Below are 21,453 nucleotides of genomic sequence, written 5' to 3'. Positions count from 1 at the left end.
ATCAACAAACTTGGCACACTATTGAGTTCTCAAACAACAGACACACCCGGCACCACCACAACCAACCATTCGGCCGTGGATCGCTCCGGAGCAACTTTTCAAACTTACCGGCTGGTCTCACTCTTGTCAAACCGGCATCCGCGACCTTCTCAGCCTGAGGCTTTCGTGTCGGTTTTTTCGGTCTGACTCCGTGGAGCAGCGCGGAAATAAACTCTACCACCACTTTGCCGGGATGGCCAACCAAGCCCCGAACAGCCCCGTGCACCCCCACCCTGAGGGCAGCAAAAAGCCCGGAATCTCAAGGAATTCCGGGCTTTTCGCCGCGCACTTAAGAGAGCGGGTTCACACTATTCGGTCAGCTTGGCCGCCAAAGGAACGGGCTTGAAGTAGGCCGCACCCAGGGGCGGCAACGTTACGGTCAACGATGCCGGCTGGCCATCAAGCCCTTCGTCCAGGGCAATCAGCTCACTGCCATTCAAAACACCTGAGCCGCCATAGGCCGCAGCATCAGTGTTGAGCACTTCGGTCCAGGCCCCGGCAGCCGGAACGCCGAGGACATAGCCAACATGCGGACCGCCGGAGAAGTTGATGGCGCACACCAAGGGATTGCCGTCCTTGTCCCAGCGGACAAACGTCAGGACATTGCGGTCGGCGTCCCCACCGTTGATCCACTGGAAACCACCGGGCTCGTTATCCCGCTCGTACAGGGCCGGCGTCGAGCTGTAGAGCTCGTTGAGGTCCTTGGTGAGGAGCTGCAAACCGCGGTGCGCCGGAATGTCGGCCAGGTACCAGTCCAGTCCGTGCTGCTCGGACCATTCAGCCTCCTGGCCGAATTCGGTGCCCATGAAAATGAGCTGCTTGCCCGGGTGCGCCCACTGGTAGGCAAAGAAGGCGCGCAGGTTGGCCAGTTGCTGCCAGCGGTCCCCCGGCATCTTCCGGAGCATGGAGCCCTTGCCGTGCACTACTTCGTCGTGGCTGATAGGAAGCAGGAAGTTCTCGGTGAACGCGTAGACCATCGAGAACGTCAACGTACCGTGGTGCCACTTCCGGTTGACCGGGTCCTCGGAGGCGTACTTGAGGGAGTCGTGCATCCAGCCCATGTTCCACTTGAGCCCGAAGCCCAGGCCGCCGTGGCTTGTGGGGGCGGTGACACCGGGGAAAGCCGTGGACTCTTCGGCGATCATCACCGCGCCGGGGTGGGTCTTGTAAACGGTGGCGTTGACTTCCTGGAGGAAGGAAATGGCTTCCAGGTTCTCGCGTCCGCCAAAGCGGTTGGGCGACCACTGCCCGTCTTCACGCGAATAGTCCAGGTACAACATCGAGGCCACCGCATCAACGCGGAGTCCGTCGATGTGGAACTCATCAAGCCAGTACAGCGCGTTGGACACCAGGAAGTTCCGCACCTCTGTGCGGCCAAAGTCGAAGATCAGCGTTCCCCAGTCGGGGTGCTCGCCCAGGTTCGGGTCGGCGTGCTCGTACAGAGGTTCGCCGTCGAACTGAGCCAATGCCCAGGCATCCTTGGGGAAGTGCGCCGGAACCCAGTCCAGCAGCACGCCGATTCCGGCCTGGTGCAGGGAATCCACCAGGAACCGGAATTCGTCCGGATGGCCAAAGCGCGACGTCGGCGCAAAGTAGGACGTCACCTGGTAGCCCCAGGAGCCGCCGAAGGGGTGTTCGGCCACAGGCATGAACTCAACGTGCGTGAAGCCCAGCCACTTGACGTAGTCCACAAGCTCCTTGGCCAGCTCGCGGTAGCCCAGGCCAATGCGCCAGGATCCGAGGTGGACTTCGTAGGCGCTCATCGGCGAATTGTGCGGGTCACGCTGGCCGCGAGACTCCATCCATTCGGCGTCCTTGAACGCGTAGGACGGCTCCACCACCCGGGACGCCGTCAGCGGCGGGACTTCGGTGCCGAAGGCCAGGGGGTCTGCCTTTTCGACCCAGTGGCCGCTCTTGGTCTTGATCTCGAATTTGTAGCACGCCCCTGCTAAAACGCCGGGAAGGAAGACTTCCCACACGCCTGAGGAGCCCAGCGAGCGGAGCGAATTTTCGCGGCCGTCCCAGGCGTTGAAGTCGCCTTTGACGCGGACCGCCTGCGCGTTCGGCGCCCAGACGGCAAAGGAGACGCCGTCAACATCGCCGAGGGAGGACTTGTAGTGCTGGACGTGCGCGCCCAGGACTTCCCAGAGCTTCTCGTGCCGGCCCTCGCCGATCAGGTGCAGGTCCACTTCACCCACGGTGGGCAGGTAGCGGTAGGGTTCGTCCACGGTCAGCGGCGCGGCACCAGGATAGGTGACCTCCAGCCGGTAGTCGGGCACGTGGCCGGCCTGCAGCGGTTCGAGGACTGCCACCCATACACCGTTGCTTTCGTGGGTCATGGGCACTGCACCCACGGCAGTCACCACGCTCACTGCCTCCGCGAGGTGCTTAAGCGTCCGAACCGTCACATGGCCATGGTCGTCCAGGTGGGCGCCGAGCACTGAGTGCGGCGCGTGGTGTTCGCCGTTCGCCACGCGGGCCAACGTGTCCGGGTCCACGTGAAGAGGCACCCGGGGCCGGTCTGTACGTGCTGAGCCTGTCATTTTGATACCTTCCGATGCTGCCCCGGCCTGATCGCCGGAGCCTTTAACGCTGAGGAGCCGCCTGGACGCATTCGTTGGAATGGCCAGCCAGTCAGGTCTGTTCCGTAATTCATATACGACTTCGTAGAGGGCCTTGTCCAGCCACAATGCCACAAAGAGCGGTGAAGTCCGGTCGATGGTGCCGGGTGTGACTGCGGCATACCCGGCAAGGAACGCGTCCGCGCAATCATCGACCCAGGACGCCGGAACGCGGGCACCCTGATATTCGCGTTCTGCCGCGCCTGCCGCGTAGTCGAAGGAACGCAGCATTCCCACCACGTCCCGGAGCGGAACATCGGGGAAGTTGCGTTCGGCGATGGGCCGCAGTGGCTCACCTTCAAAATCAAGGATGGCCCACCGGCCGGGCTGGCCGCCGTGGCCGGGGACCTGCAGGATCTGGCCGAGGTGGAGATCGCCGTGGATCCGCTGCAGCGGCCCTGCCGGCACGCCGTCGAGCTGGCCAAGCAGAGCCCCTAGTGCGTCGTCGTAAGGCCCGACGGCGGCACTGGCTTCCGCCCATGCCTGCCGGACCCGCTGGGCTACTCCGGGCGCAATGAGCTGACCCGGCGCCGGTTCAACCGCTGTGCCGAGGGCTTCCGCCAGCCGGCGGTGGACCGTTGCTGTGGCAGCGCCAAGGGCATGCGCCTCGGCGGTGAAATCGGCACCGGTGCGCGCGGCATCCACGGCAAGGCGCCAGGCATCGCGGCCGCCGGCGAGGAATTCGTGGGCTACGGCAAGCTCGCCTTGCGATGGCGCCTGTGCCGGGAGCCCCGGTGATGCCGGCGCTTGCCATTCCCCGCGGACCCACCCGAGCGTGGCCGGAACCTCGAGGGTGCCCTGGGCCGTCAGCGCCGCCCCTACCTCGACCTCAGGGTTGATCCCTTCGGAAAGGACGCGGAAGAATTTCACGATCGCGGCGGACTCGCCGTCGTCAACAATGACAGAGCTGTTGGACTGCTCGCCGGACAGGACTTTGACCATTCCGTGGGCGGTAGGCAGTCGGTGCTCCGACCGGGTGCGGTGGCCAGTCGCCGAGCCGGTGCCCGAGCCTGCTTCGGACCGGATCAGCTCCAGCCAGGAGGACACAAAGGAAGGATCGTGCACGGCGTCGTAGATCCAGGCCATGCCGGTCTCGGGAGCTTGGCCGACCAGTGCCCGCTCCGCTCCGGCAAGCGGACTTGCCCGGTAACTCAGCGGGACCTGGACCACGTCAGTCCGGAGACCGCCGTCGGCCGTCCGGGAGGAAACAGCCAGCAGGAAGATCTCCAGCCGGGCCTGCCCGGCGGCATCTTCAAGGCTCAGGCTGCCCGCCTGTGCCAGCGAAAAATCGGCTGTCTTCACGGGGAACCACCGCTGGCGCGGAAGCCATTCGCGAAGGACGGCGCTCAGTGTGGCTGTGAGGGTGGGCTGGGCCATGTCAGTTCTCGATGGACAGGATGGGCAGTGCCTGCGTGTACGGGGAGGCTGGATTGGACGTCGCCGAGCGGACCCGCAGCCAGAAGAAATCATGGCTTCCCAGCGTCAGCGTCAGTGATCCGTCGTCGTCGATCCCGGGGAACGGCTGCCCGCCGAACACATCGCGCAGCCCGCGGCCGGCAAACTGGGGAATCCGCAGTTTTGCCGCCACGGGGTGCTGCGAAAGGTTGAAGGCGCACAGAATGGTTTCGCCGGGCAGCCCTGCAGTGTTGTCATCCGAAAGTTCCCGGAGATACGCCACCACGGCGTCGTGGTCCGCTTCGACATGTTTGAACGCGCCCAGCCCGAAGGCAGGGTGGTTCTTGCGGACGCTGAGGATCTGCCGGGTCCAGCGGAGCAGGGAACCGGAGTGGGCGGCCTCGGCTTCCACATTGGCCATGCCGTAGCTGTACACCAGCGACTGGATGACCGGCAGGTAGAGCTTGCCGGGATCAGCGTTGGAGAATCCTGCGTTCCGGTCCGGGTTCCACTGCATGGGGGTGCGCACAGCATCGCGGTCATCGAGCCAGATGTTGTCCCCCATGCCGATCTCGTCCCCGTAGTACAGGAACGGGCTGCCAGGCAGCGACAGCAGTAGGGCATTGATCAGTTCGATCTCGGCCCGGGAATTATCCAGCAACGGTGCAAGCCGGCGCCGGATCCCGATGTTGGCGCGCATCCGGGGGTCCGGCGCGTACCAGCCCAGCATTGCCGCACGCTCGTCGGCCGTGACCATCTCCAGCGTCAGTTCATCGTGGTTGCGCAGGAACGTTCCCCACTGCGCCCCTTCGGGGATCTCCGGGGTGTCATGCATGGTCTCGATGATCGGAGCGGCCTTCTGGTCCCGCAGGGCGTAGTAGAGGCGCGGCATGATGGGGAAGTGGAAGGCCATGTGGCATTCGGGCTCTTCCGCTGTTCCGAAGTACTCCACCACCTCGTTGGGCGGCTGGTTGGCCTCGGCGATGATCACGCGGCCCGGGTAGCCTTCATCCACCATGGCCCGCAGCTTGCGCAGGAAGTCATGGGTGGCCGGCAGGTTTTCGCAGTTGGTCCCTTCTTCCTCGAAGAGGTACGGGATGGCGTCCGCCCGGAAACCGTCGATGCCCTGGTCCAGCCAGAAACGGACCACGTCAAAGAGCGCTTCGATGACCTTGGGGTTTTCAAAGTTCAGGTCAGGCTGGTGGCTGAAGAAGCGGTGCCAGAAGAATTGCCGGCGGATGGGGTCGAAGGTCCAGTTGGACTCCTCCGTGTCCACGAAGATGATGCGGGCGTCCTGGTACTTCTCGTCAGTGTCGCTCCACACGTAAAAGTCGCCAAAGGGACCGTCCGGGTCCTTGCGCGATTCCTGGAACCAGGGGTGCTGGTCCGAGGTGTGGTTCAGCGGCAGGTCAATGATGACCCGGACGCCGCGGGCATGGGACTCGGCCACTAGCCGCTTGAAGTCGCTGATGGTGCCGAACTCATCCAGGACGGAGTTGTAGTCCGAAATGTCGTAGCCGCCGTCACGTAGCGGCGACTGGAAGAACGGCGGCAGCCACAGGCAGTCCACGCCAAGCCACTGCAGGTAGTCCAGCCGGTCGATCAGGCCGGAAAAGTCGCCCGAACCGTCGCCGTTCGCATCCGCGAAAGCCCGCACCAGCACCTCATAGAACACAGCTTTCCGATACCAGAGCGGATCGTGGGCCAGGCCAGGGGCGTTCAGCTCAAACGTACTCTTGGGGGTGAAATGCTGGCTGGAACTCTGCGGGTTAAAGCTCACTGATGCAATCTCCTCACGCTCAGGATGTGGGCGGGTTCAACGTGCGCATCCAGGCGGACGTAGTTGTATTCGCCCCATTCCCAGGATTCGCCGGAAATGAGGTCATCCACCCGGAACCCGCCGTTGGGCGACAGGTCCTCGGGGTCAAGTTCCAGCGCAGCCAGATCCAGTGAAATGGTGCTCTCCCTGATGCCGTGCGGATCAACGTTGACCACCACAATGATGGTGTCTTTGGTGCCGTCCGGCAGGGTTTTGTGCTTGGAGTACACCACCGTGGCGTCGTCGGTGCTGTGGTGGACCGTGAGATTCTGCAGGTCCAGCAGCGCCGGGTGGTTGTGCCTGATCGCGTTGAGCCTGGTCAGGTACGGCGCCAGGGTCCGGCCTGAGGCAGCGGCAGCGTCCCAGTCACGGGCTTTGTATTCGAATTTCTCGTTGTCGATGTACTCTTCCGCTCCGGGGCGGGCAACATGTTCATAAAGTTCGTAGCCGGCATAAACGCCCCACAGGGGGCTGGCGGTGGCGGCCAACGCCGCACGGATCTTGAACGCCGCCGGACCGCCGAACTGCAGGTATTCCGTGAGGATGTCCGGCGTGTTGACAAAAAAGTTGGGCCGGAAGTATGCGGGCGATTCGTGGCTGACCTCCGTGAAGTAGGTTTCCAGTTCCTTTTTGGTGTTCCGCCACGTGAAGTAGGTGTAGGACTGCTGGAAGCCCGCCCGGCCCAGGGCGTGCATCATGGCAGGGCGCGTGAACGCTTCCGCGAGGAACACCACGCCAGGGGTCTTTTTGTTGACCTGGCCAATGAGCCATTCCCAGAACCACACCGGTTTGGTGTGCGGATTATCCACCCGGAAGATCTTCACGCCATGGCTGACCCACAGCAGCACGACCCGCAGGATTTCCTTCGCAAGCCCTTCCGGATCATTGTCGAAATTGAGCGGGAAAATGTCCTGGTATTTCTTGGGCGGGTTTTCCGCGTACGCGATGCTCCCGTCAACCCGGGTAGTGAACCATTCCGGGTTGGACTCCACCCAGGGGTGGTCCGGCGCGGCCTGCAGCGCCAGGTCCAGGGCGACTTCCAGGCCAAGTTCGTTGGCGCGGGCAACAAAGGCGTCGAAGTCCTCGAACGTGCCCAGTTCCGGGTGGATGGCGTCGTGGCCGCCCTCCTTGGCGCCGATGGCCCAGGGCGAGCCGGGATCATGCGGGCCGGCAATCAGGGTGTTGTTGGGGCCTTTGCGGTGCTGGATACCGATGGGGTGGATCGGCGGCATATAGAGAACGTCGAAGCCCATTTCCGCCACCGCGTCCAGCCGCTTCGCCGCGGTCCGGAAATTCCCGGACGTCCACGCCCCGGTGGTGGCGTCCCTGACGGCGCCTTCGGACCGGGGGAAGAATTCGTACCAGGCTCCGCGGCCTGCGAGATCGCGCTCCACCAGCAGCGGGAACTGCTCGGAAACGGTGATCAGTTCGCGGATCGGCTGGCGGTTCACCACGGCGGCCACGTCCGCGCCGAAGCCGGCTCCCAGACGCTCCTCATCGGTGAGGGACCCGTTGCCCAGGATGGAAGACGCCATGCGCAGGGTACGCCGGTCCGACGCATTGCGGGAGGCGTCGGCGGCCGCTTCCGAGAGCAGCGCCGATCCTTCGGCGAGCATTAATTCGACGTCGATGCCTGCCGCCACCTTGACTTCGGCGTTGTGGTGCCAGGTTCCGTAGCGGTCGTGCCAGGCCTCGATGAAAAACGTCCAGTTTCCAACGGCCGACGGCGTGAGGATGCCCTCCCAGCGGTCGGTACCGAGGCCGCGTTCCCCCTTGGGCGGCGCCAGCCTGACGCGCTGGCGTTCCTTCCCGCGGGGATCCAGGAGGACCGCGCTGACACCCAGTTGGTCATGCCCCTCCCGGAAAGCGGTGGCGCCCACCACAATTCCCTCCCCCGGCAAGGCCTTGGCAGGATACTTTCCGCCCTCCACCACAGGCTGCACGGCGGTGATCGGAAAACGGCCGAATCTTAGCCCGTCGGTGATTTGGCCTTTCGGCTTTTTCTTTGAGGCGGCAGGGGTTACTGAGTTAGTCGTCACAGGCTCGACGTTAGCGAGAAATGGTCCAGATTGCTAAGCCTGCGCTGCTTTTTGTCGCGGCGATTCGTCTTATCCGCCACGCCAACTGTCATTTACCTAAAAGAAAGCCAAAGCAGTTCCAGACGTTGATGTTGTCGGTTAGTGTGGCGCAGGTGAAGGCAATCCGCAGATTTACCGTCAGAACTGTCCTCCCGGAACCCATCAGGCCGCTGGCCCGGTTGGCCACCAACCTGCGCTGGTCCTGGCACCGGCCCACCCGTGAACTTTTCGCTGGCCTGAACCGCCGCATCTGGGAGGAATCCGACCAGGATCCCATCAGTTTCCTGGGCCGGGTCAGCCGCGAAGAGTTCCAGCGCCTCGCCGCCGACCAGTCGGTGGTGGACCAGGTCCGCGCCGCCGCCGAGGACCTCGACCGGTACCTTGAGCAGCCCCGCTGGTACCAGAGCCTGGGCGAGGATGCCCCGGCCGCCATTGCATACTTCTCCCCCGAATTTGGCATCACCGAAGTCCTGCCGCAGTACTCCGGCGGCCTGGGCATCCTGGCCGGCGACCACCTCAAGGCCGCCTCGGACCTGGGTGTGCCCCTGATCGGGGTTGGCCTGCTGTACCAGGCAGGCTACTTCAAGCAGTCCCTCTCCCGCGACGCCTGGCAGCAGGAAACGTACCCGGTACTCGACCCTGACGGCCTCCCCCTCACACTGCTTCGTGAGCCGTCCGCCGATGGCAACGGCCGTCCCCTGCAGATCTCGCTCCCGCTCCCCAACGGGCGCCGGCTGCTGGCACACATCTGGCGTGCCGACGTCGGACGCGTTCCCCTCTTGCTGCTGGACTCCAACGTTCCCGGCAACGACGACGCCGCCCGCGGCATCACCGACCGCCTCTACGGCGGCGGCGGAGACCACCGGCTCCAGCAGGAGCTCCTGCTGGGCATGGGCGGAGTCAAGGCGCTGCGGGCGTACCAGCAGCTGACCGGAACCGCGGCGCCCGAGGTGTTCCACACCAATGAGGGCCATGCCGGCTTCCTGGGGATTGAGCGCATCCAGGAACTGATGGCCGGCGACGCCGCCCTCAGCTTCGACGAAGCCCTCGCCGCCGGCCGGGCGTCCACGGTCTTCACCACCCACACTCCCGTTCCGGCCGGCATCGACCGTTTCGAGATTTCCCAGATCCACCACTTCTTCCAGGCCGGGCTTGCGCCCGCGGTACCCGCGGACCGGATCCTGGAGCTGGGCCGGGAAAACTACGCCGACGGCAATCCGTCAGTCTTTAACATGGCGGTGATGGGACTCCGTCTGGCACAGCGGGCCAACGGCGTCGCCAAGCTCCATGGAGAGGTATCCCGCGGGATGTTCTCGGCCCTGTGGCCGGGGTTCGACCACTCCGAGGTGCCCATCACGTCCGTTACCAACGGCGTCCACGTGCCCACCTGGGTCGACGGGCGCATCTCCCGGCTCGCGAGAGAACAGTTCGGCACCGAGGCCGAAGCCCTGGGCCGCTGGGACCTCGCCTATAACGTCAGCGATGCTGACGTCTGGGCGCTGCGCCGTGAAATGCGCACCGCGTTGGTGGAGGACGTACGCCGCCGGCTCAGGGCTGCGTGGAAGAAACGCGGCGCCGCCGACGCCGAGCTTGGCTGGACCGACAGCGTCCTGGACCCCGATGTGCTGACCATCGGCTTCGCCCGGCGCGTCCCCACCTACAAGCGCCTGACGCTGATGCTTCGCGAGCCGGACCGGCTCAAGGCGTTGCTACTGCATCCGGAGCACCCGATCCAACTGGTGATCGCCGGAAAGTCCCACCCGGCAGATGATGCCGGGAAGAAGATGATCCAGGATCTGGTCCGCTTCACCGACGACCCCGAGGTCCGCCACCGCATCGCCTTCCTGCCGAACTACGACATCGCAATGGCCAGGACGCTTTTCCCGGGCTGCGACGTGTGGCTCAACAACCCGCTCCGCCCCCTGGAGGCGTGCGGCACATCGGGCATGAAGGCCGCCATCAACGGTTCGCTGAACCTTTCGGTGATGGACGGCTGGTGGGATGAAATGTACGACGGCGAGAACGGCTGGGCGATCCCCACCGCCAACAACGACGCGTCCCCCGAAGAGCGGGACGACATCGAGGCGGCGGCGCTGTACGAACTCCTGGAAACGCAGGTGGCGCCGCGCTTCTACGGGAACACGGTGTCTGACAGCGCAGGTGCTGCCGGGCCGTCCACCACGGGCACCGAGAAAGTCCCGACGCACTGGGTGTCAATGATCAAGCACACGCTGTCCCACCTAGGACCGGCCGTTTCCGCGGAGCGCATGCTGCACGACTACGTCAACGTGCTCTACCGGCCCGCGGCCGAGGCCGGACGCAGAGCCGTTGCCAACTCCTACGCGCAGGCCCGTGTGCTGGCGGCATGGACTGCCAAGGTACGTTCGGCGTGGCCTCTGCTGCACGTCGAACATGTGGACTCCGTAGGCGTTTCCGAGGACCCGCAGATCGGGGACACCCTGCAGGTGAACGCCTACATCGCGCTGCACACTCTCTCACCGGAGGACGTGTCCGTGGAGGTGGCTTATGGCCGTGCCGAGGAAAGCGACACCCTGGCGGACATCACCCTGATGGAGTTGAACTCGAAAGAGGACCTCGGCGAGGGACGCCACCTGTTCAGCGGCTCGCTGGTCATCGACCGCTCCGGTCCCTTTGGCTACACCGTCCGCGTCCTGCCACGGCACGAGGCATTGGCTTCCAAGGCGGAGCTGGGGCTGATCGTCAACGCCTGAGCACCAGCGTCATACCTAGAGGAGCACGGCCGTGACCGCGAGGTCACGGCCGGCGTAGCTTTCGGCATCCTGGAGGACCTCGCAGATGATCCCGAAGGACCGGTCCCCACGGAACGCTGCGGCCACCTGCCAGAGGACCGTGACCGGGGAACTGCCGTTCTCGCCGATGCTGTCCGCGAAATCGTGCAGGGAATCGTTCAGGGCGTCCATGTTCACGCCGTAGTGCTCAGGGAAGGCGAGCACTTCGCCGAAGGTTTCCAGAACAGCCTTCTTGCTGTCGGCAGCGGGGACCACCAGGCTGCGGCGGCCGGCGTCGGCGACCTGTTCCTGGAGTTCTTCGATGGTCCAGGTATCGGCGGAGTAGATTTTCATGAGGGTGTTCAGCTGCCTTCTGCGATGAATTTGAACGAGTCGTAGTGGTCCTGCGTGTAGTACTTCTCGCCCTCGGAACCGGTGACGATGCGGCGGGCTCCCCTGTCGGATTCACCCGGAGTGGGCACGGTGTACTCGCGGTAATAGCCTGAGCCCTGCCGCGGGAGAATGCGCTCGAAGTTGCCGAACGTCTTATTGTCCTGGCTGTAGCGGTAGGGGCCGCCGGCACGGATGGTGGCGAGGGTAGTCCGGGCTTCGGCCGGCAGTTGGGATTCCTTGATCGCGGGCAGCCCGGACGGGTTGGCGGGGACTACCGCCGGGGCCGGAACCTCCGCAGGGCCCGGGACGGGAGCGCCCGGGACCGGGGCCGCGCTGGAACTTGCTGCCGGAGTCGTACTTCCCGTTAAAGTCTCAAGGAGTCCGGGGCCGCCGAAAGCGAACACCGCTAGGGCCAGCAGCCCGGTCAGCAGCAGGGCAATGGAGCGGTTGCGCAATTTTGGTCCCCTCCGCAGTTAAGTGCGGTAGATGTTAATCGAGTTCGCCTCGATGCTGTCCGTCTCGCCGGACGCCACGCGGCTGCCCTGTCGAAGCTCGTGAAGCGGCGACGTTGTCAGCCGGAGTTCGAACATCCTGCGGGGCGTTCCGTCGTCGTTCTTGAGTTCCGGAAGGGTGATTTTCACGTCGGAGCCGCTGCCGTTGACCACCACGAGGCCCGCCAGCGTGCCGTCATCGGAGCCAAGCAGGAGCTGCATGACCCGGTGCCGGGGATCATTCCACTGATCCATGGACATGGGCTGTCCCGAGTGATCAAACCAGTAGATATAGGACTGCTCATCCCGAGCCGGAAAATCATGGGGTTGGCTTGCCAGGAACTCCTTGCGCAGCCGGACGTAGCGCTTGGTGCTGCGGAGCATCTCTGCGGATTCCGGCGTACGCGTCCAGTCGAGCCAGGCCAGTGGGTTGTCCTGGCAGTAGGCGTTGTTGTTTCCCTGCTGCGTGCGTGCCAGCTCGTCGCCGGCCGTGATCATCGGCACACCGAGCGAAATCATCAGGGACGCCATGAGGTTCCGCCGGGACTGCGACCGCTGCGCCAGGATGCTCTCGTCCTCGCTCCTGCCTTCGAAACCGTGGTTGTAGCTGCGGTTGTCCCCGTGCCCGTCCCGGTTCTGCTCGCCGTTGGCCTCGTTGTGTTTACGGTCGTAGGACACAAGGTCGTTAAGGGTGAAGCCGTCGTGTGCCGTGATGAGGTTAACCGACGCCAGCCTGGAACGGCCCGATGCTTCAAAGAGACCGGCAGACCCGGACAAGGCATCAGCCAGCCGCGCCACGGACCCGCCCTGCCCGCCGGCTTCGATGGCCGCCCGGTCCGCAAGCCAGAAGGAGCGGACGCCGTCCCGGAAGTGGTCGTTCCAGTCAACCCAGCCGCCCGGGAACCGTCCCGTCTGCCAGCCGCCGTAGCCCACGTCCCAGGGCTCGGCGATCAGTTTTACGTCAGACAGCACCGGATCGGCGGCCACAGCCACCAGGAACGGGTGGCGGGGATCAAACTCGTTGTCCGCGTTCCGGCAGAGCGTCACGGCCAGGTCGAAGCGGAAGCCGTCGATGTGGAATTCGTCCACCCAATACCGGAGGGAATCCAGCACCAACTGGACCACCCGGGGCTGGCCGAAATTCAGGCTGTTGCCGCAGCCCGTTGTGTCGATGTACTTCCCGTGGCCATCCGTTCGGTAGTACGTGTCCTCACCGAGTCCGCGGAAGCTGATGGCCTGGCCGGCCGGGCCGCCTTCGGCAGTGTGGTTATAGACGACGTCGAGAATCACTTCAAGCCCTGCCGCGTGGAGCAGCTTGACCATTCCCTTGAACTCGTCCTGGACGGCGTGCGGTCCGGAGTTCTGCGACGCCTGCGTCGCATAGGCCGCGTGCGGTGCGAAAAACGCGGCCGTGTTGTAGCCCCAGTAGTTGGTCAGGCCGAGGTTCTGCAGGTGCAACTCATCGAGGTGGAAGTGCACCGGGAGCAGCTGGACAGCGGTTATGCCCAGGCTCTTGAAATGCTCGATGATGGCCGGATGGGCCATTCCGGCGTAGGTGCCGCGCAGTTCCTCGGGGACATCGGGATGCAGCATGCTCTGGCCGCGGACATGGGCCTCGTAGATGATGGTGTTCCGCCACTGCGTCCGGGGCCGCTCGTCGGTGCCCCAGTCAAAATCGCCGGCCATCCGGACGCTCGTCAGGAATCCTTCCCGCTGGTCCACCGCCCGGCCGTAAGGATCGAGCAGAAGCGGCTGCCCGCCGTCGTCGTCCAGGTCCACGATGGGGACCGCCAGCGGCAACGGGTCCGCCTTGGACGTGGCGCGGAAACCGTACAGCGATCCGTACGGGAAATCCTCAACAATTCCGTGGTGCACGCCGTGGGTGACGTTGGGCAGGGTCTGCAGATGCCACTCGCTGCCGGGGGCCTTGTAGGCAATCTCAAGGTTCTCCACGGCCGGGGCGTACACGGCGACGTTGGCGCTGGACTGCACGCCGTAATCCGCTCCCGATCCCGGGCGCGGGACGCTGACACCGAGCGGATATGCCGAAGAGGCATCCCGGGTGGAAGCGGTATCGAAAAGCGGCATGACCATCACGTCCATGGTAGCGGCCAGCGGCTGTTGAACTGCACTGGCGCTTTTATGACGTCACCCGGACCCACCACGCTCCAACGCTCTCGCAGTTTTCGCGCCTTAAACCGAAACGCTGTCTCACCGGGTGAGAGAGCGTTTCTGTTTAGGTTGCAGGAACTGCGAGAGCGTTGCTGTTATACCCGCCAAAGGTGGGAGAGCGTTCGCGGAACGGCGGGCATCCGGAAGCGTGCGTCAGAGCGACGAAGGAGCAGCACGCGGAGGATGTCCGCCGTGCCGCCCCGCGCCGCGGCTCAGCTACTACTTGACGGCGCGCTGCCTCGAGATTTCGTACAGCGAGATACCAACGGCCATGGACGCGTTGAGCGATTCCATGGCGGAGTTGATCGGGATGGAGACGATCTGGTCGCAGTTTTCGCGGACCAGGCGGCTCAGGCCCTTGCCCTCGGAACCGACCACAATGCAGACGGGCTCGGTGGCCAGCGTGAGGTCAGGCAGCGAAACGTCGCCGTCGCCGTCGAGCCCCAGGACAAAGATGCCCATGTTCTTGAACTGCTTCAGGGCACTGTTCAGGTTGGCGGCACGTGCCACGGGAACACGCACGGCAGCGCCGGCGCTGGTCTTCCAGGCCGAGGCTGTGACGCCCACGGAGCGGCGTTCCGGGACGATGACGCCGTGGCCGCTGAAGGCCGAGACGGAGCGGATGATGGCACCAAGGTTGCGCGGGTCCGTGATGCCGTCAAGGGCAACGAACAACGGGGCGTTGGATACGTGGCCCTTCTTCCAGCGGTCCACGGTTTCCTCGGCCAGGTCATAGGCGTCCTGGTACTCGTAAGGCGGGATCTGCAGGACCAGGCCCTGGTGGATGGCGTCGTCCGTCATGCGGTCAAGTTCGGGCTTGCCGGTCTCGAGCAGCGGGATACCGCGTTCGGCGGCGATCTTCAGCGACTCCTTGACACGGTCATCCATTTCAATCCGGATGGCGATGTGCAGGGCCTTCGCGGGGATCCCGGCGCGGAGGGCTTCCACCACGGAGTTACGGCCGGTGACGACTTCCTCGGTGGCGCGGCCCTTGGGGCCCGTGCGGGAGGCGCCGGCGCTGCGGGCGCCCGTACCGCGCTTGGCGGCCGAACGCTCGGACAGCTGCTTGCTCTTGTGCGCCTTGTGGTAAGGGCGGTCCTCCGCCTTGGGCGTGGGACCCTTGCCTTCCAGGGCCTTACGGCCATGACCACCGGTTCCGATGGTTGGCCCCTTCTTTGCTTTGACCGACCGGCGACCGTTGTTGGCCATGATTTTCCACCCTTGATTGTTTGACTGAGTCTGCTTACCAGTCTACTGAATCAAGTAAAATCTCCGGTTCAGTCCCGTTGCAGGCTCCAGGTAGCGCCATTTGGGCCATCTTCGACGACGACGCCGGCCGCCTTCAGCGTGTCGCGGATGGCGTCGGAGGCAGCCCAGTCCTTGGTGGCCCGGGCCTGGGTGCGGGCAGCGAGCTGGGCTTCCACCAGGACGTCGAGGGCGGCCGACTCCCGGGCGTCCGACGCCGGGCCGGAAGCCACCGCATTCAGGCCCAGGACCCGCAGCATGTCATGCACGCTGTGCAGGGACTGCTGTGCGTCCTCCAGCTTCCCCTCCGTCAAGGCAGTATTTCCGGCACGGACTGTTTCGTGGACCACGGCGAGGGCCTGCGGCACGTTGAGATCGTCATCCATGGCGTTCTCGAACGCCTCGGGAACCTTGCCATAGGTGGCGAAGGTGTAGTTCCCACCAGCGGCGAGCACCCGAACGGCGCGGCTGATGAAGCCGTCGATGCGTTCGACGGCGGCGGCGGCCTCTTCGAGCGACGTGGGGCGGTAGTCCAGCACTGAGCGGTAGTGGGCCTGCCCGAGGTAGTAGCGGACCACCCGCGGTGACGCGAGGTCCAGCATCTCCGAAGGGCTGATGGTGTTGCCGATGGACTTGGACATTTTTTCGCCCTGGTAGGTGACCATGCCGTTGTGCATCCAGAAGTTGGCGAAACCGTTCCCTGCGGCCTGGGACTGGGCCATTTCGTTTTCGTGGTGCGGGAAGCGCAGGTCCAGTCCGCCGCCGTGGATATCAAATTCGGTGCCGAGGTACTTGGTGACCATGGCCGAGCACTCGAGGTGCCAGCCCGGGCGGCCGGCGCCCCAGGGCGAGGCCCAGCTCGCCGTCGTCGGCTCTCCTTCTTTGGAGCCCTTCCACAGCGCAAAGTCTCGGGGGTCCTTCTTGCCCCGGGGATCCGCATCCGGGGCGCCCTGCATGTCGTCAATGTTCTGGCGCGTCAGTGTCCCGTACTTGTCCCAGGACCGTACGTCGAAGTAGACGTCGCCGGAATCGTCCAGCGCCGGGTAGGCGTGGCCCCGGTCGATCAGCTGTTGGATCAGCGCATGCATTTCGGGGATATGGCCGGTTGCCCGTGGCTCATAGGTGGGGCGGGAAACGCCGAGCGTGTCGTAGGCCTGCAGGAACGCCTGCTCGTAGCGGTAGGCCAGGGCCCACCATTCCTCCTCGCGGACAGCGTCCGGTCCGGCTTCGAAGTCCGGTCTGAACGATTCGGCAGACTTGGCGAGGATCTTGTCGTCGATGTCCGTGACGTTGCGGACCGCGGTGACCCGCAGCCCCCGGTACTCAAGCCAGCGGGTGAGCTGGTCAAAGGCGATCGCCGAGCGGATGTGGCCAACGTGCGGCATGCCCTGCACGGTGGCTCCGCAGTAGTACAGGCTCGCTTTTCCCGGGACGAGGGGAACGAAGTCACGGACTTCGGCGGACGCGGTGTCATAGAAGCGGAGAGTCACCGCTCCAGATTAGCGGAAAAGGCCTGCGTGCCGGCCCCCGCGGGTTATCCGGCCTGCGCAGCGCCGGGTTGAATCACCGGGGATAGACCAAAGCGGTGGCGACGGCGGAAATTCCCTCGCCCCTGCCGGTGAAACCGAGTCCGTCGCTGGTGGTGGCCGTGACGCTGACCGGCGCCCCGGCCGCGTCGCTCAGCACGCGTTGGGACTCTTCCCGCCGCGGGCCGAATTTGGGCCGGGTAGCCACGAACTGCACTGCCACGTTGCCGATCTCAAAGCCGGCCGCACGGACAATCCTCGCCGCCTCGGTCAGGAGCGTGACGCCGGAGGCTCCGGCGAACTCCGGACGGTCGGTGCCGAAATGCGTGCCGAGGTCCCCGATGCCGGCGGCCGAGAACAGGGCGTCGGCGGCGGCGTGGGCCACCGGGTCCCCGTCCGAATGCCCGGCCAGTCCACGCTCGCCTTCCCAGAACAGCCCGCCCAGCCAGAGCGGACGGGGAAGGTCAGGGGACGCGTAGGCATGGACATCCAGGCCGATACCCGTACGCGGCAGGATCATCTTGGCTTCACTCATGCCTAACCCTCCACCCAGCGGATGCCCAGCGGGCCTTCCAGCAGCCCCTCGGCAATGATCAGGTCCAGCGGTGTGGTGATTTTTAATGACTGTGTGGAGCCATGGACGGCGTGCACGGGAACTCCCAGGAGTTCCACCAGCATGGCGTCGTCGGTGACCGCCGCAGCCTGTTTCTCGTCAAAGTCCGCCGCCGCCTGATGCGCCTGGATCAGTGTGGACAGGCGGAAGCCTTGGGGCGTCTGGACCGAACGGAGTTCCTCCCGCGGCGCGGTCCCGGTCACGAGTTCCGGGGCGATCCTGCTGTCCTCACCGCTCGTGGGAGCAACCATCTTCACCGTATCCACCACCGGTACCGCAGGAATCACTGCAACGGCGCCGGCCGCCAGCGAATCAACGACACGGTGGAAGACATACTCGGGCGTCAGTGCCCTGGCGGCGTCATGGACCAGCACCGCTTCGGTGCCGTCGAGCAAGGCGGCCAGCGCCGACCGGACGGAAGCGGCACGGGTGGCGCCGCCGTCGACCGTTGTCAGCAGGGGAAGCGGGTTCTCCTGGTTGCCATCGTGCCCCGCCCGGAGTTCCTCGGCGAAGGCCGCGCACAATTCCTGCAGGACCACATCTCCGGGCGGCAGGGCCACACAGATCTGGCGTGCGACGCCGGCGGCAGCGACGCCCCGGAGGGCATGGGTGAGGATGGCGTCGCTCCCCAGCGGCACGCGCGCCTTGGGCATGCCGTAACCCAGCCGCTCGCCGGAACCTGCGGCCACAATGACGACGGCTGTGACGGGGCGGGGAAGTCCGTTATTCATGCGGTCCAGCCTACGTGCCCGCTTGCCCGGCGTGCCGAATCCCACCCGCGCGACGCGCCTGCCGATGCGGACTGGACCGAAAAAAGGCAAAAAGAAACCCCGGAGGCACTTGCGTACCCCCGGGGCTCAATTCTTAGGAAGCCAGGACCTCGTCGAGAACGCTTGCAGCCTTCTCTTCATCAGTCTTTTCAGCCAGTGCAAGTTCTGAAATCAGAATCTGACGGGCCTTGGCCAGCATGCGCTTCTCACCTGCGGAAAGGCCCCGATCGTGATCACGGCGCCAGAGGTCGCGAACAACCTCTGCTACCTTGATGACGTCACCGGAAGCAAGCTTCTCCAGATTTGCCTTGTATCTGCGCGACCAGTTGGTGGGTTCTTCAGTGAACTCGGCCCGGAGAACATCAAATACGTGCTCCAGACCTTCCTTGCCCACTACGTCACGGACCCCAACAAGGTCAACGTTCTCTGCTGGAACTTCAATGGTCAGATCACCCTGAGCCACCTTGAGCTTGAGATACATTTTCTCTTCGCCCTTGACAGTGCGCATCTTGATTTCTTCAATTTTTGCAGCACCGTGGTGAGGGTAAACTACTGTCTCGCCGACCTCAAATACCATGTGGACATTCCCCTTTCCCGCAGACCAGTTTATCACGATTCAGGCATATGACTGGCCTCGAACCGGCCCCGGAACCCCGGAAATACGCGGAAAATGGGCAGAATAGACCCCCTTCCACCCCTTGACGAATGCGGATAATAGTGCATGCGCGGCCTGCTGCCAAGGGCAATATGACCGTGCGGAATCCTCGTTTGGGCCGGTTTGCCGCTAGGCTATGGCTGAATAATGTTTCAAGACTCTCGAGGAGTACGTGACGTGCGTTTCACTGCGATGAACCGGGCCCAGGGCGGCAAACTGGCACTGGCGGCAGGATCCCTGGCCCTCGCCCTGGCGACGATGACCGGCTGTGGCTACATCAACCCCCAGCAGACTTCTCACCAGTACGCGGCGTCGGACGGTATCCGCGCCGACCTGGGTCCGCTGCAGCTGCGCAACATGCTGATTGTCTCCGCCGGCGCAGACAAGCCCGGCCGCCTGCTCGGCGCCGTTTACAACTCCTCTTCACAGGACGTCAAGCTCACCGTCAACGGGGCCGAGGGTTCACAGACGCAGGTGCCGGTGAAAGCCAACTCCTACACCCTGCTCAACGACTCCACAGATGAAGCCATCCTCAGCACGAGCGGCGGCATCGCCGGCTCCCTCGTCGATGTGAAGATCACCGAAGACGGCACCAACGTGAGCAAGACTGTCCGCGTGCCTGTCCTGGATGCTTCCCTCGCGGAGTACAAGGAGTACCTGCCTGCCGGCAGCGAACCGACCGGATCCGCCACACCCAGCCCGTCGCCGTCGGCCACCGGCACTGGTGCGGCCCACTAAGCAGCAACAAAGCACAAAAAGGAGGGGCTCCCCGCAGGGAGCCCCTCCTTTTTGTGCACTTGAAGTCTGCTGCGCCTGATGCCCGGCGTGCCTTACGGCGGAGAGGCCTACGGCTCGAACTTGTAGCCCAGGCCGCGGACGGTTACCAGGAAACGCGGTATGGACGGGTCGGGCTCGATCTTGCCGCGCAGCCGCTTAACATGCACGTCCAGGGTTTTGGTGTCCCCCACGTAGTCCGAACCCCAGACCCGGTCGATCAGCTGGCCGCGGGTGAGTACACGGCCGGAGTTGCGCAGCAGCATTTCCAGCAACTCGAACTCCTTCAGCGGCAAGAGGACCTGCTGGCCATCCACGCTGACCACATGCCGTTCGATGTCCATCCGGACAGGGCCGGCCTGGACTGTGGCCGAGATCAGTTCCTCAGGTTCACCCTGCCGGCGGAGTACGGCCCGGACGCGGGCCACCAGCTCGCGGGAGGAGTAGGGCTTGGTGACGTAGTCGTCAGCGCCAAGCTCCAGGCCAACCACCTTGTCAATCTCGGAGTCCTTGGCCGTCAGCATGATGACCGGAACGCTGGAGCGCTGCCGCAGCTGGCGGCAGACCTCCGTACCTGACAGGCCGGGGAGCTGCAGGTCCAGCAGCACCAGATCCGCCCCGTTCCGGTCGAATTCGGTGATGGCGTCGAGGCCGTTGTCCACCACTTCTACCTCGAACCCCTCCTTGCCCAGTAGATAGGACAACGGATCACTGAACGATTCTTCGTCTTCGACAATCAAAATCCTGCTCAAGCGCTAGCTCCTTGCTCATGTACGCCGCGTTCTTTGCCACGCTCGGGTTCGGCTGGTTCTTTGACACCTGCGGTATCCGGTGCGTCCTGGCTTTCCATCTCAGGCAGCCGCAGGGTGAAAGTGGAACCCTGGCCGGGCCGTGACCACAATGTCACTTCACCGCCGTGGTTGGAGGCAACGTGTTTGACGATGCTCAGGCCCAGGCCCGTTCCGCCCGTGTGGCGCGAACGCGCCGCATCCACCCGGTAGAAGCGCTCAAACACGCGCTCCTGGTCCTCCGGGGTCAGCCCCTCGCCCTGATCCGTGACCGACACTGCGATCAGCCCGTCCTTTGACCGGACGCCCACGCCCACCCTGGTGTTCTCCGGGGAGTAGCGGATGGCGTTGTCGATCAGGTTACGCAGAGCGGTAACCAGCAGGTCCCGGTCACCAAAGACGGTGGCCTCAACCCGCTCCCCCACCACGATCCGGATGTTCTTGCTTTCAGCGGGGAGCTGGGAACGGTCCACCGCTTCGGTGATGACCGCATTGATATCCACGGCCTTGCCCTCCTGGGACACGCTGGCACCTTGGAGGCGAGACAGCTCGATGATGTCCTGGACCAGGGCGGCCAGCCGGCTTGACTCCTTGTGCATGCGCTTGGCGAACCGGCGAACTGCTTGTTCGTCGTCGGCCGAGGACTCCAGTGCCTCGGCCAGCAGGGAAATTGCGCCCACCGGGGTCTTCAGCTCGTGGGACACGTTGGCCACGAAGTCGTTGCGGATCTCTTCCGTGCGGGTAATTTCGGTGCGGTCGTCGGCCAGAAGCACGATATATTCCTCGCCGAGCATGGCCGCCCGGACCTGCACGATGATGGTGCCGTGGCCCAGCGGACCGCGCTGCAGCTCCAGCCGTTTTTCCAGGATCACGCCATCGCGGCGCACCCCGGCCGTCATGTCCAGAAGTTCCTTGTGAACCACCGTATGGCCGCGCACCAGGCCATACGCATAAGCTGCCGGGCTGGCGCGCACTACACCGTCCACCGCGTCAACCACCACAAAAGCCCGTCCGACGACGGCCAACACTTCCGCGGCGCCGGCCGGCAAAGCGAGTTCGTCCACGTCGACGTCAACAAGCTTGCGCTGCTTTTCACTGATCCTGAAGGCGAGCACGCCAAAGGTGCCGAGCGACAGGCCGACCAGGCCGGCGATGACACCGATGAGCATAGGATCCACAACTCCAGCTTAGGCCGTGGTTCCTGTCGAGACGGTGCGTCATGGCCCATTACGGGGACGGTTCAGCTAACGTTCATCTACAACCGACTAATCGTTTACCGCACGCTGACAGAGTTATACGCTGGAGTGCCGAATGGCGACATGAG

General features: G+C 64.4%; 16 protein-coding genes. 3 read left to right on the top strand and 13 right to left on the bottom strand.

Annotated features, from left to right (window positions below):
• A partial coding sequence (locus tag NG701_RS10425; protein WP_252567164.1) for a hypothetical protein occupies positions 1-186 on the top strand: 186 nt, incomplete at its 5' end.
• 161 nt (positions 187-347) lie between these two features.
• Here NG701_RS10425 and NG701_RS10420 read toward each other — a convergent pair.
• The 3 genes from NG701_RS10420 to NG701_RS10410 are packed head-to-tail and all read right to left on the bottom strand — an operon-like array spanning position 348 to position 7,913.
• On the bottom strand, positions 348-4,037 hold the full coding sequence (locus NG701_RS10420) for a 1,4-alpha-glucan branching enzyme (protein ID WP_252567162.1): 3,690 nt from the start codon (positions 4,035-4,037) through the stop codon (positions 348-350).
• Position 4,038: 1 nt separating this feature from the next.
• A complete protein-coding gene (gene treS / locus NG701_RS10415) occupies positions 4,039-5,835 on the bottom strand; it encodes a maltose alpha-D-glucosyltransferase (protein ID WP_252567160.1) in 1,797 nt (598 codons plus the stop codon).
• A complete protein-coding gene (locus NG701_RS10410; RefSeq protein WP_308292594.1) occupies positions 5,832-7,913 on the bottom strand; it encodes an alpha-1,4-glucan--maltose-1-phosphate maltosyltransferase in 2,082 nt (693 codons plus the stop codon). Before NG701_RS10410 ends, treS begins: the two co-directional genes overlap by 4 nt.
• 152 nt (positions 7,914-8,065) lie before the next feature.
• Here NG701_RS10410 and glgP point away from each other — a divergent pair, with 152 nt between their 5' ends.
• Complete coding sequence (gene glgP / locus NG701_RS10405; protein ID WP_252567158.1) at positions 8,066-10,684, top strand: alpha-glucan family phosphorylase; 2,619 nt, start codon at positions 8,066-8,068, stop codon at positions 10,682-10,684.
• A gap of 15 nt (positions 10,685-10,699) precedes the next feature.
• Here the strand turns inward: glgP and NG701_RS10400 are convergent, their stop codons facing one another.
• From NG701_RS10400 to NG701_RS10365, 8 genes are all read right to left on the bottom strand, one after another.
• Positions 10,700-11,056 (bottom strand): barstar family protein, encoded by a 357-nt coding sequence (locus NG701_RS10400; RefSeq protein ID WP_252567156.1) that lies wholly within the window; start codon positions 11,054-11,056, stop codon positions 10,700-10,702.
• A gap of 8 nt (positions 11,057-11,064) precedes the next feature.
• Positions 11,065-11,550, bottom strand: a complete 486-nt coding sequence (locus NG701_RS10395) for a guanyl-specific ribonuclease (protein WP_252567154.1) — start codon at positions 11,548-11,550, stop codon at positions 11,065-11,067.
• 18 nt (positions 11,551-11,568) lie between these two features.
• Entirely contained in the window at positions 11,569-13,680 is a 2,112-nt protein-coding gene (glgX, locus tag NG701_RS10390; protein ID WP_252567152.1) for a glycogen debranching protein GlgX, read from the bottom strand.
• 297 nt (positions 13,681-13,977) lie between these two features.
• Complete coding sequence (gene rlmB / locus NG701_RS10385) at positions 13,978-14,967, bottom strand: 23S rRNA (guanosine(2251)-2'-O)-methyltransferase RlmB (RefSeq protein ID WP_252567151.1); 990 nt, start codon at positions 14,965-14,967, stop codon at positions 13,978-13,980.
• 68 nt (positions 14,968-15,035) lie between these two features.
• The gene (cysS, locus tag NG701_RS10380; RefSeq protein ID WP_252567149.1) at positions 15,036-16,493 is read right to left on the bottom strand and encodes a cysteine--tRNA ligase; all 1,458 of its coding nucleotides are present in this window, start codon (positions 16,491-16,493) and stop codon (positions 15,036-15,038) included.
• A 73-nt stretch (positions 16,494-16,566) separates the two neighbouring features.
• The gene (ispF, locus tag NG701_RS10375; protein WP_252567147.1) at positions 16,567-17,064 is read right to left on the bottom strand and encodes a 2-C-methyl-D-erythritol 2,4-cyclodiphosphate synthase; all 498 of its coding nucleotides are present in this window, start codon (positions 17,062-17,064) and stop codon (positions 16,567-16,569) included.
• A 2-nt stretch (positions 17,065-17,066) separates the two neighbouring features.
• Positions 17,067-17,873, bottom strand: coding sequence for a 2-C-methyl-D-erythritol 4-phosphate cytidylyltransferase (ispD, locus tag NG701_RS10370; RefSeq protein WP_252567145.1), 807 nt, complete (start codon positions 17,871-17,873; stop codon positions 17,067-17,069).
• A 133-nt stretch (positions 17,874-18,006) separates the two neighbouring features.
• Positions 18,007-18,489: a CarD family transcriptional regulator gene (locus tag NG701_RS10365; protein ID WP_026266570.1), complete on the bottom strand. Its 483-nt coding sequence runs from the start codon at positions 18,487-18,489 to the stop codon at positions 18,007-18,009.
• A gap of 270 nt (positions 18,490-18,759) precedes the next feature.
• Here NG701_RS10365 and NG701_RS10360 point away from each other — a divergent pair, with 270 nt between their 5' ends.
• Positions 18,760-19,305: a hypothetical protein gene (locus NG701_RS10360; protein ID WP_256475738.1), complete on the top strand. Its 546-nt coding sequence runs from the start codon at positions 18,760-18,762 to the stop codon at positions 19,303-19,305.
• Between the two features lie 107 nt (positions 19,306-19,412).
• Here NG701_RS10360 and NG701_RS10355 read toward each other — a convergent pair whose 3' ends face one another.
• Positions 19,413-20,093: a response regulator gene (locus NG701_RS10355; protein WP_056342479.1), complete on the bottom strand. Its 681-nt coding sequence runs from the start codon at positions 20,091-20,093 to the stop codon at positions 19,413-19,415.
• Entirely contained in the window at positions 20,090-21,298 is a 1,209-nt protein-coding gene (locus NG701_RS10350) for a sensor histidine kinase (RefSeq protein WP_252567191.1), read from the bottom strand. The genes NG701_RS10355 and NG701_RS10350 overlap by 4 nt, the downstream gene beginning before the upstream one ends.
• Positions 21,299-21,453 lie beyond the last annotated feature (155 nt).

The organism is Pseudarthrobacter cellobiosi, from assembly GCF_023913815.1.
Taxonomy (GTDB): Bacteria; Actinomycetota; Actinomycetes; order Actinomycetales; family Micrococcaceae; genus Arthrobacter; species Arthrobacter cellobiosi.
The sequence above is the reverse complement of the archived record's forward strand: the minus strand, read 5'-3'. Positions and strand labels throughout refer to the sequence as shown.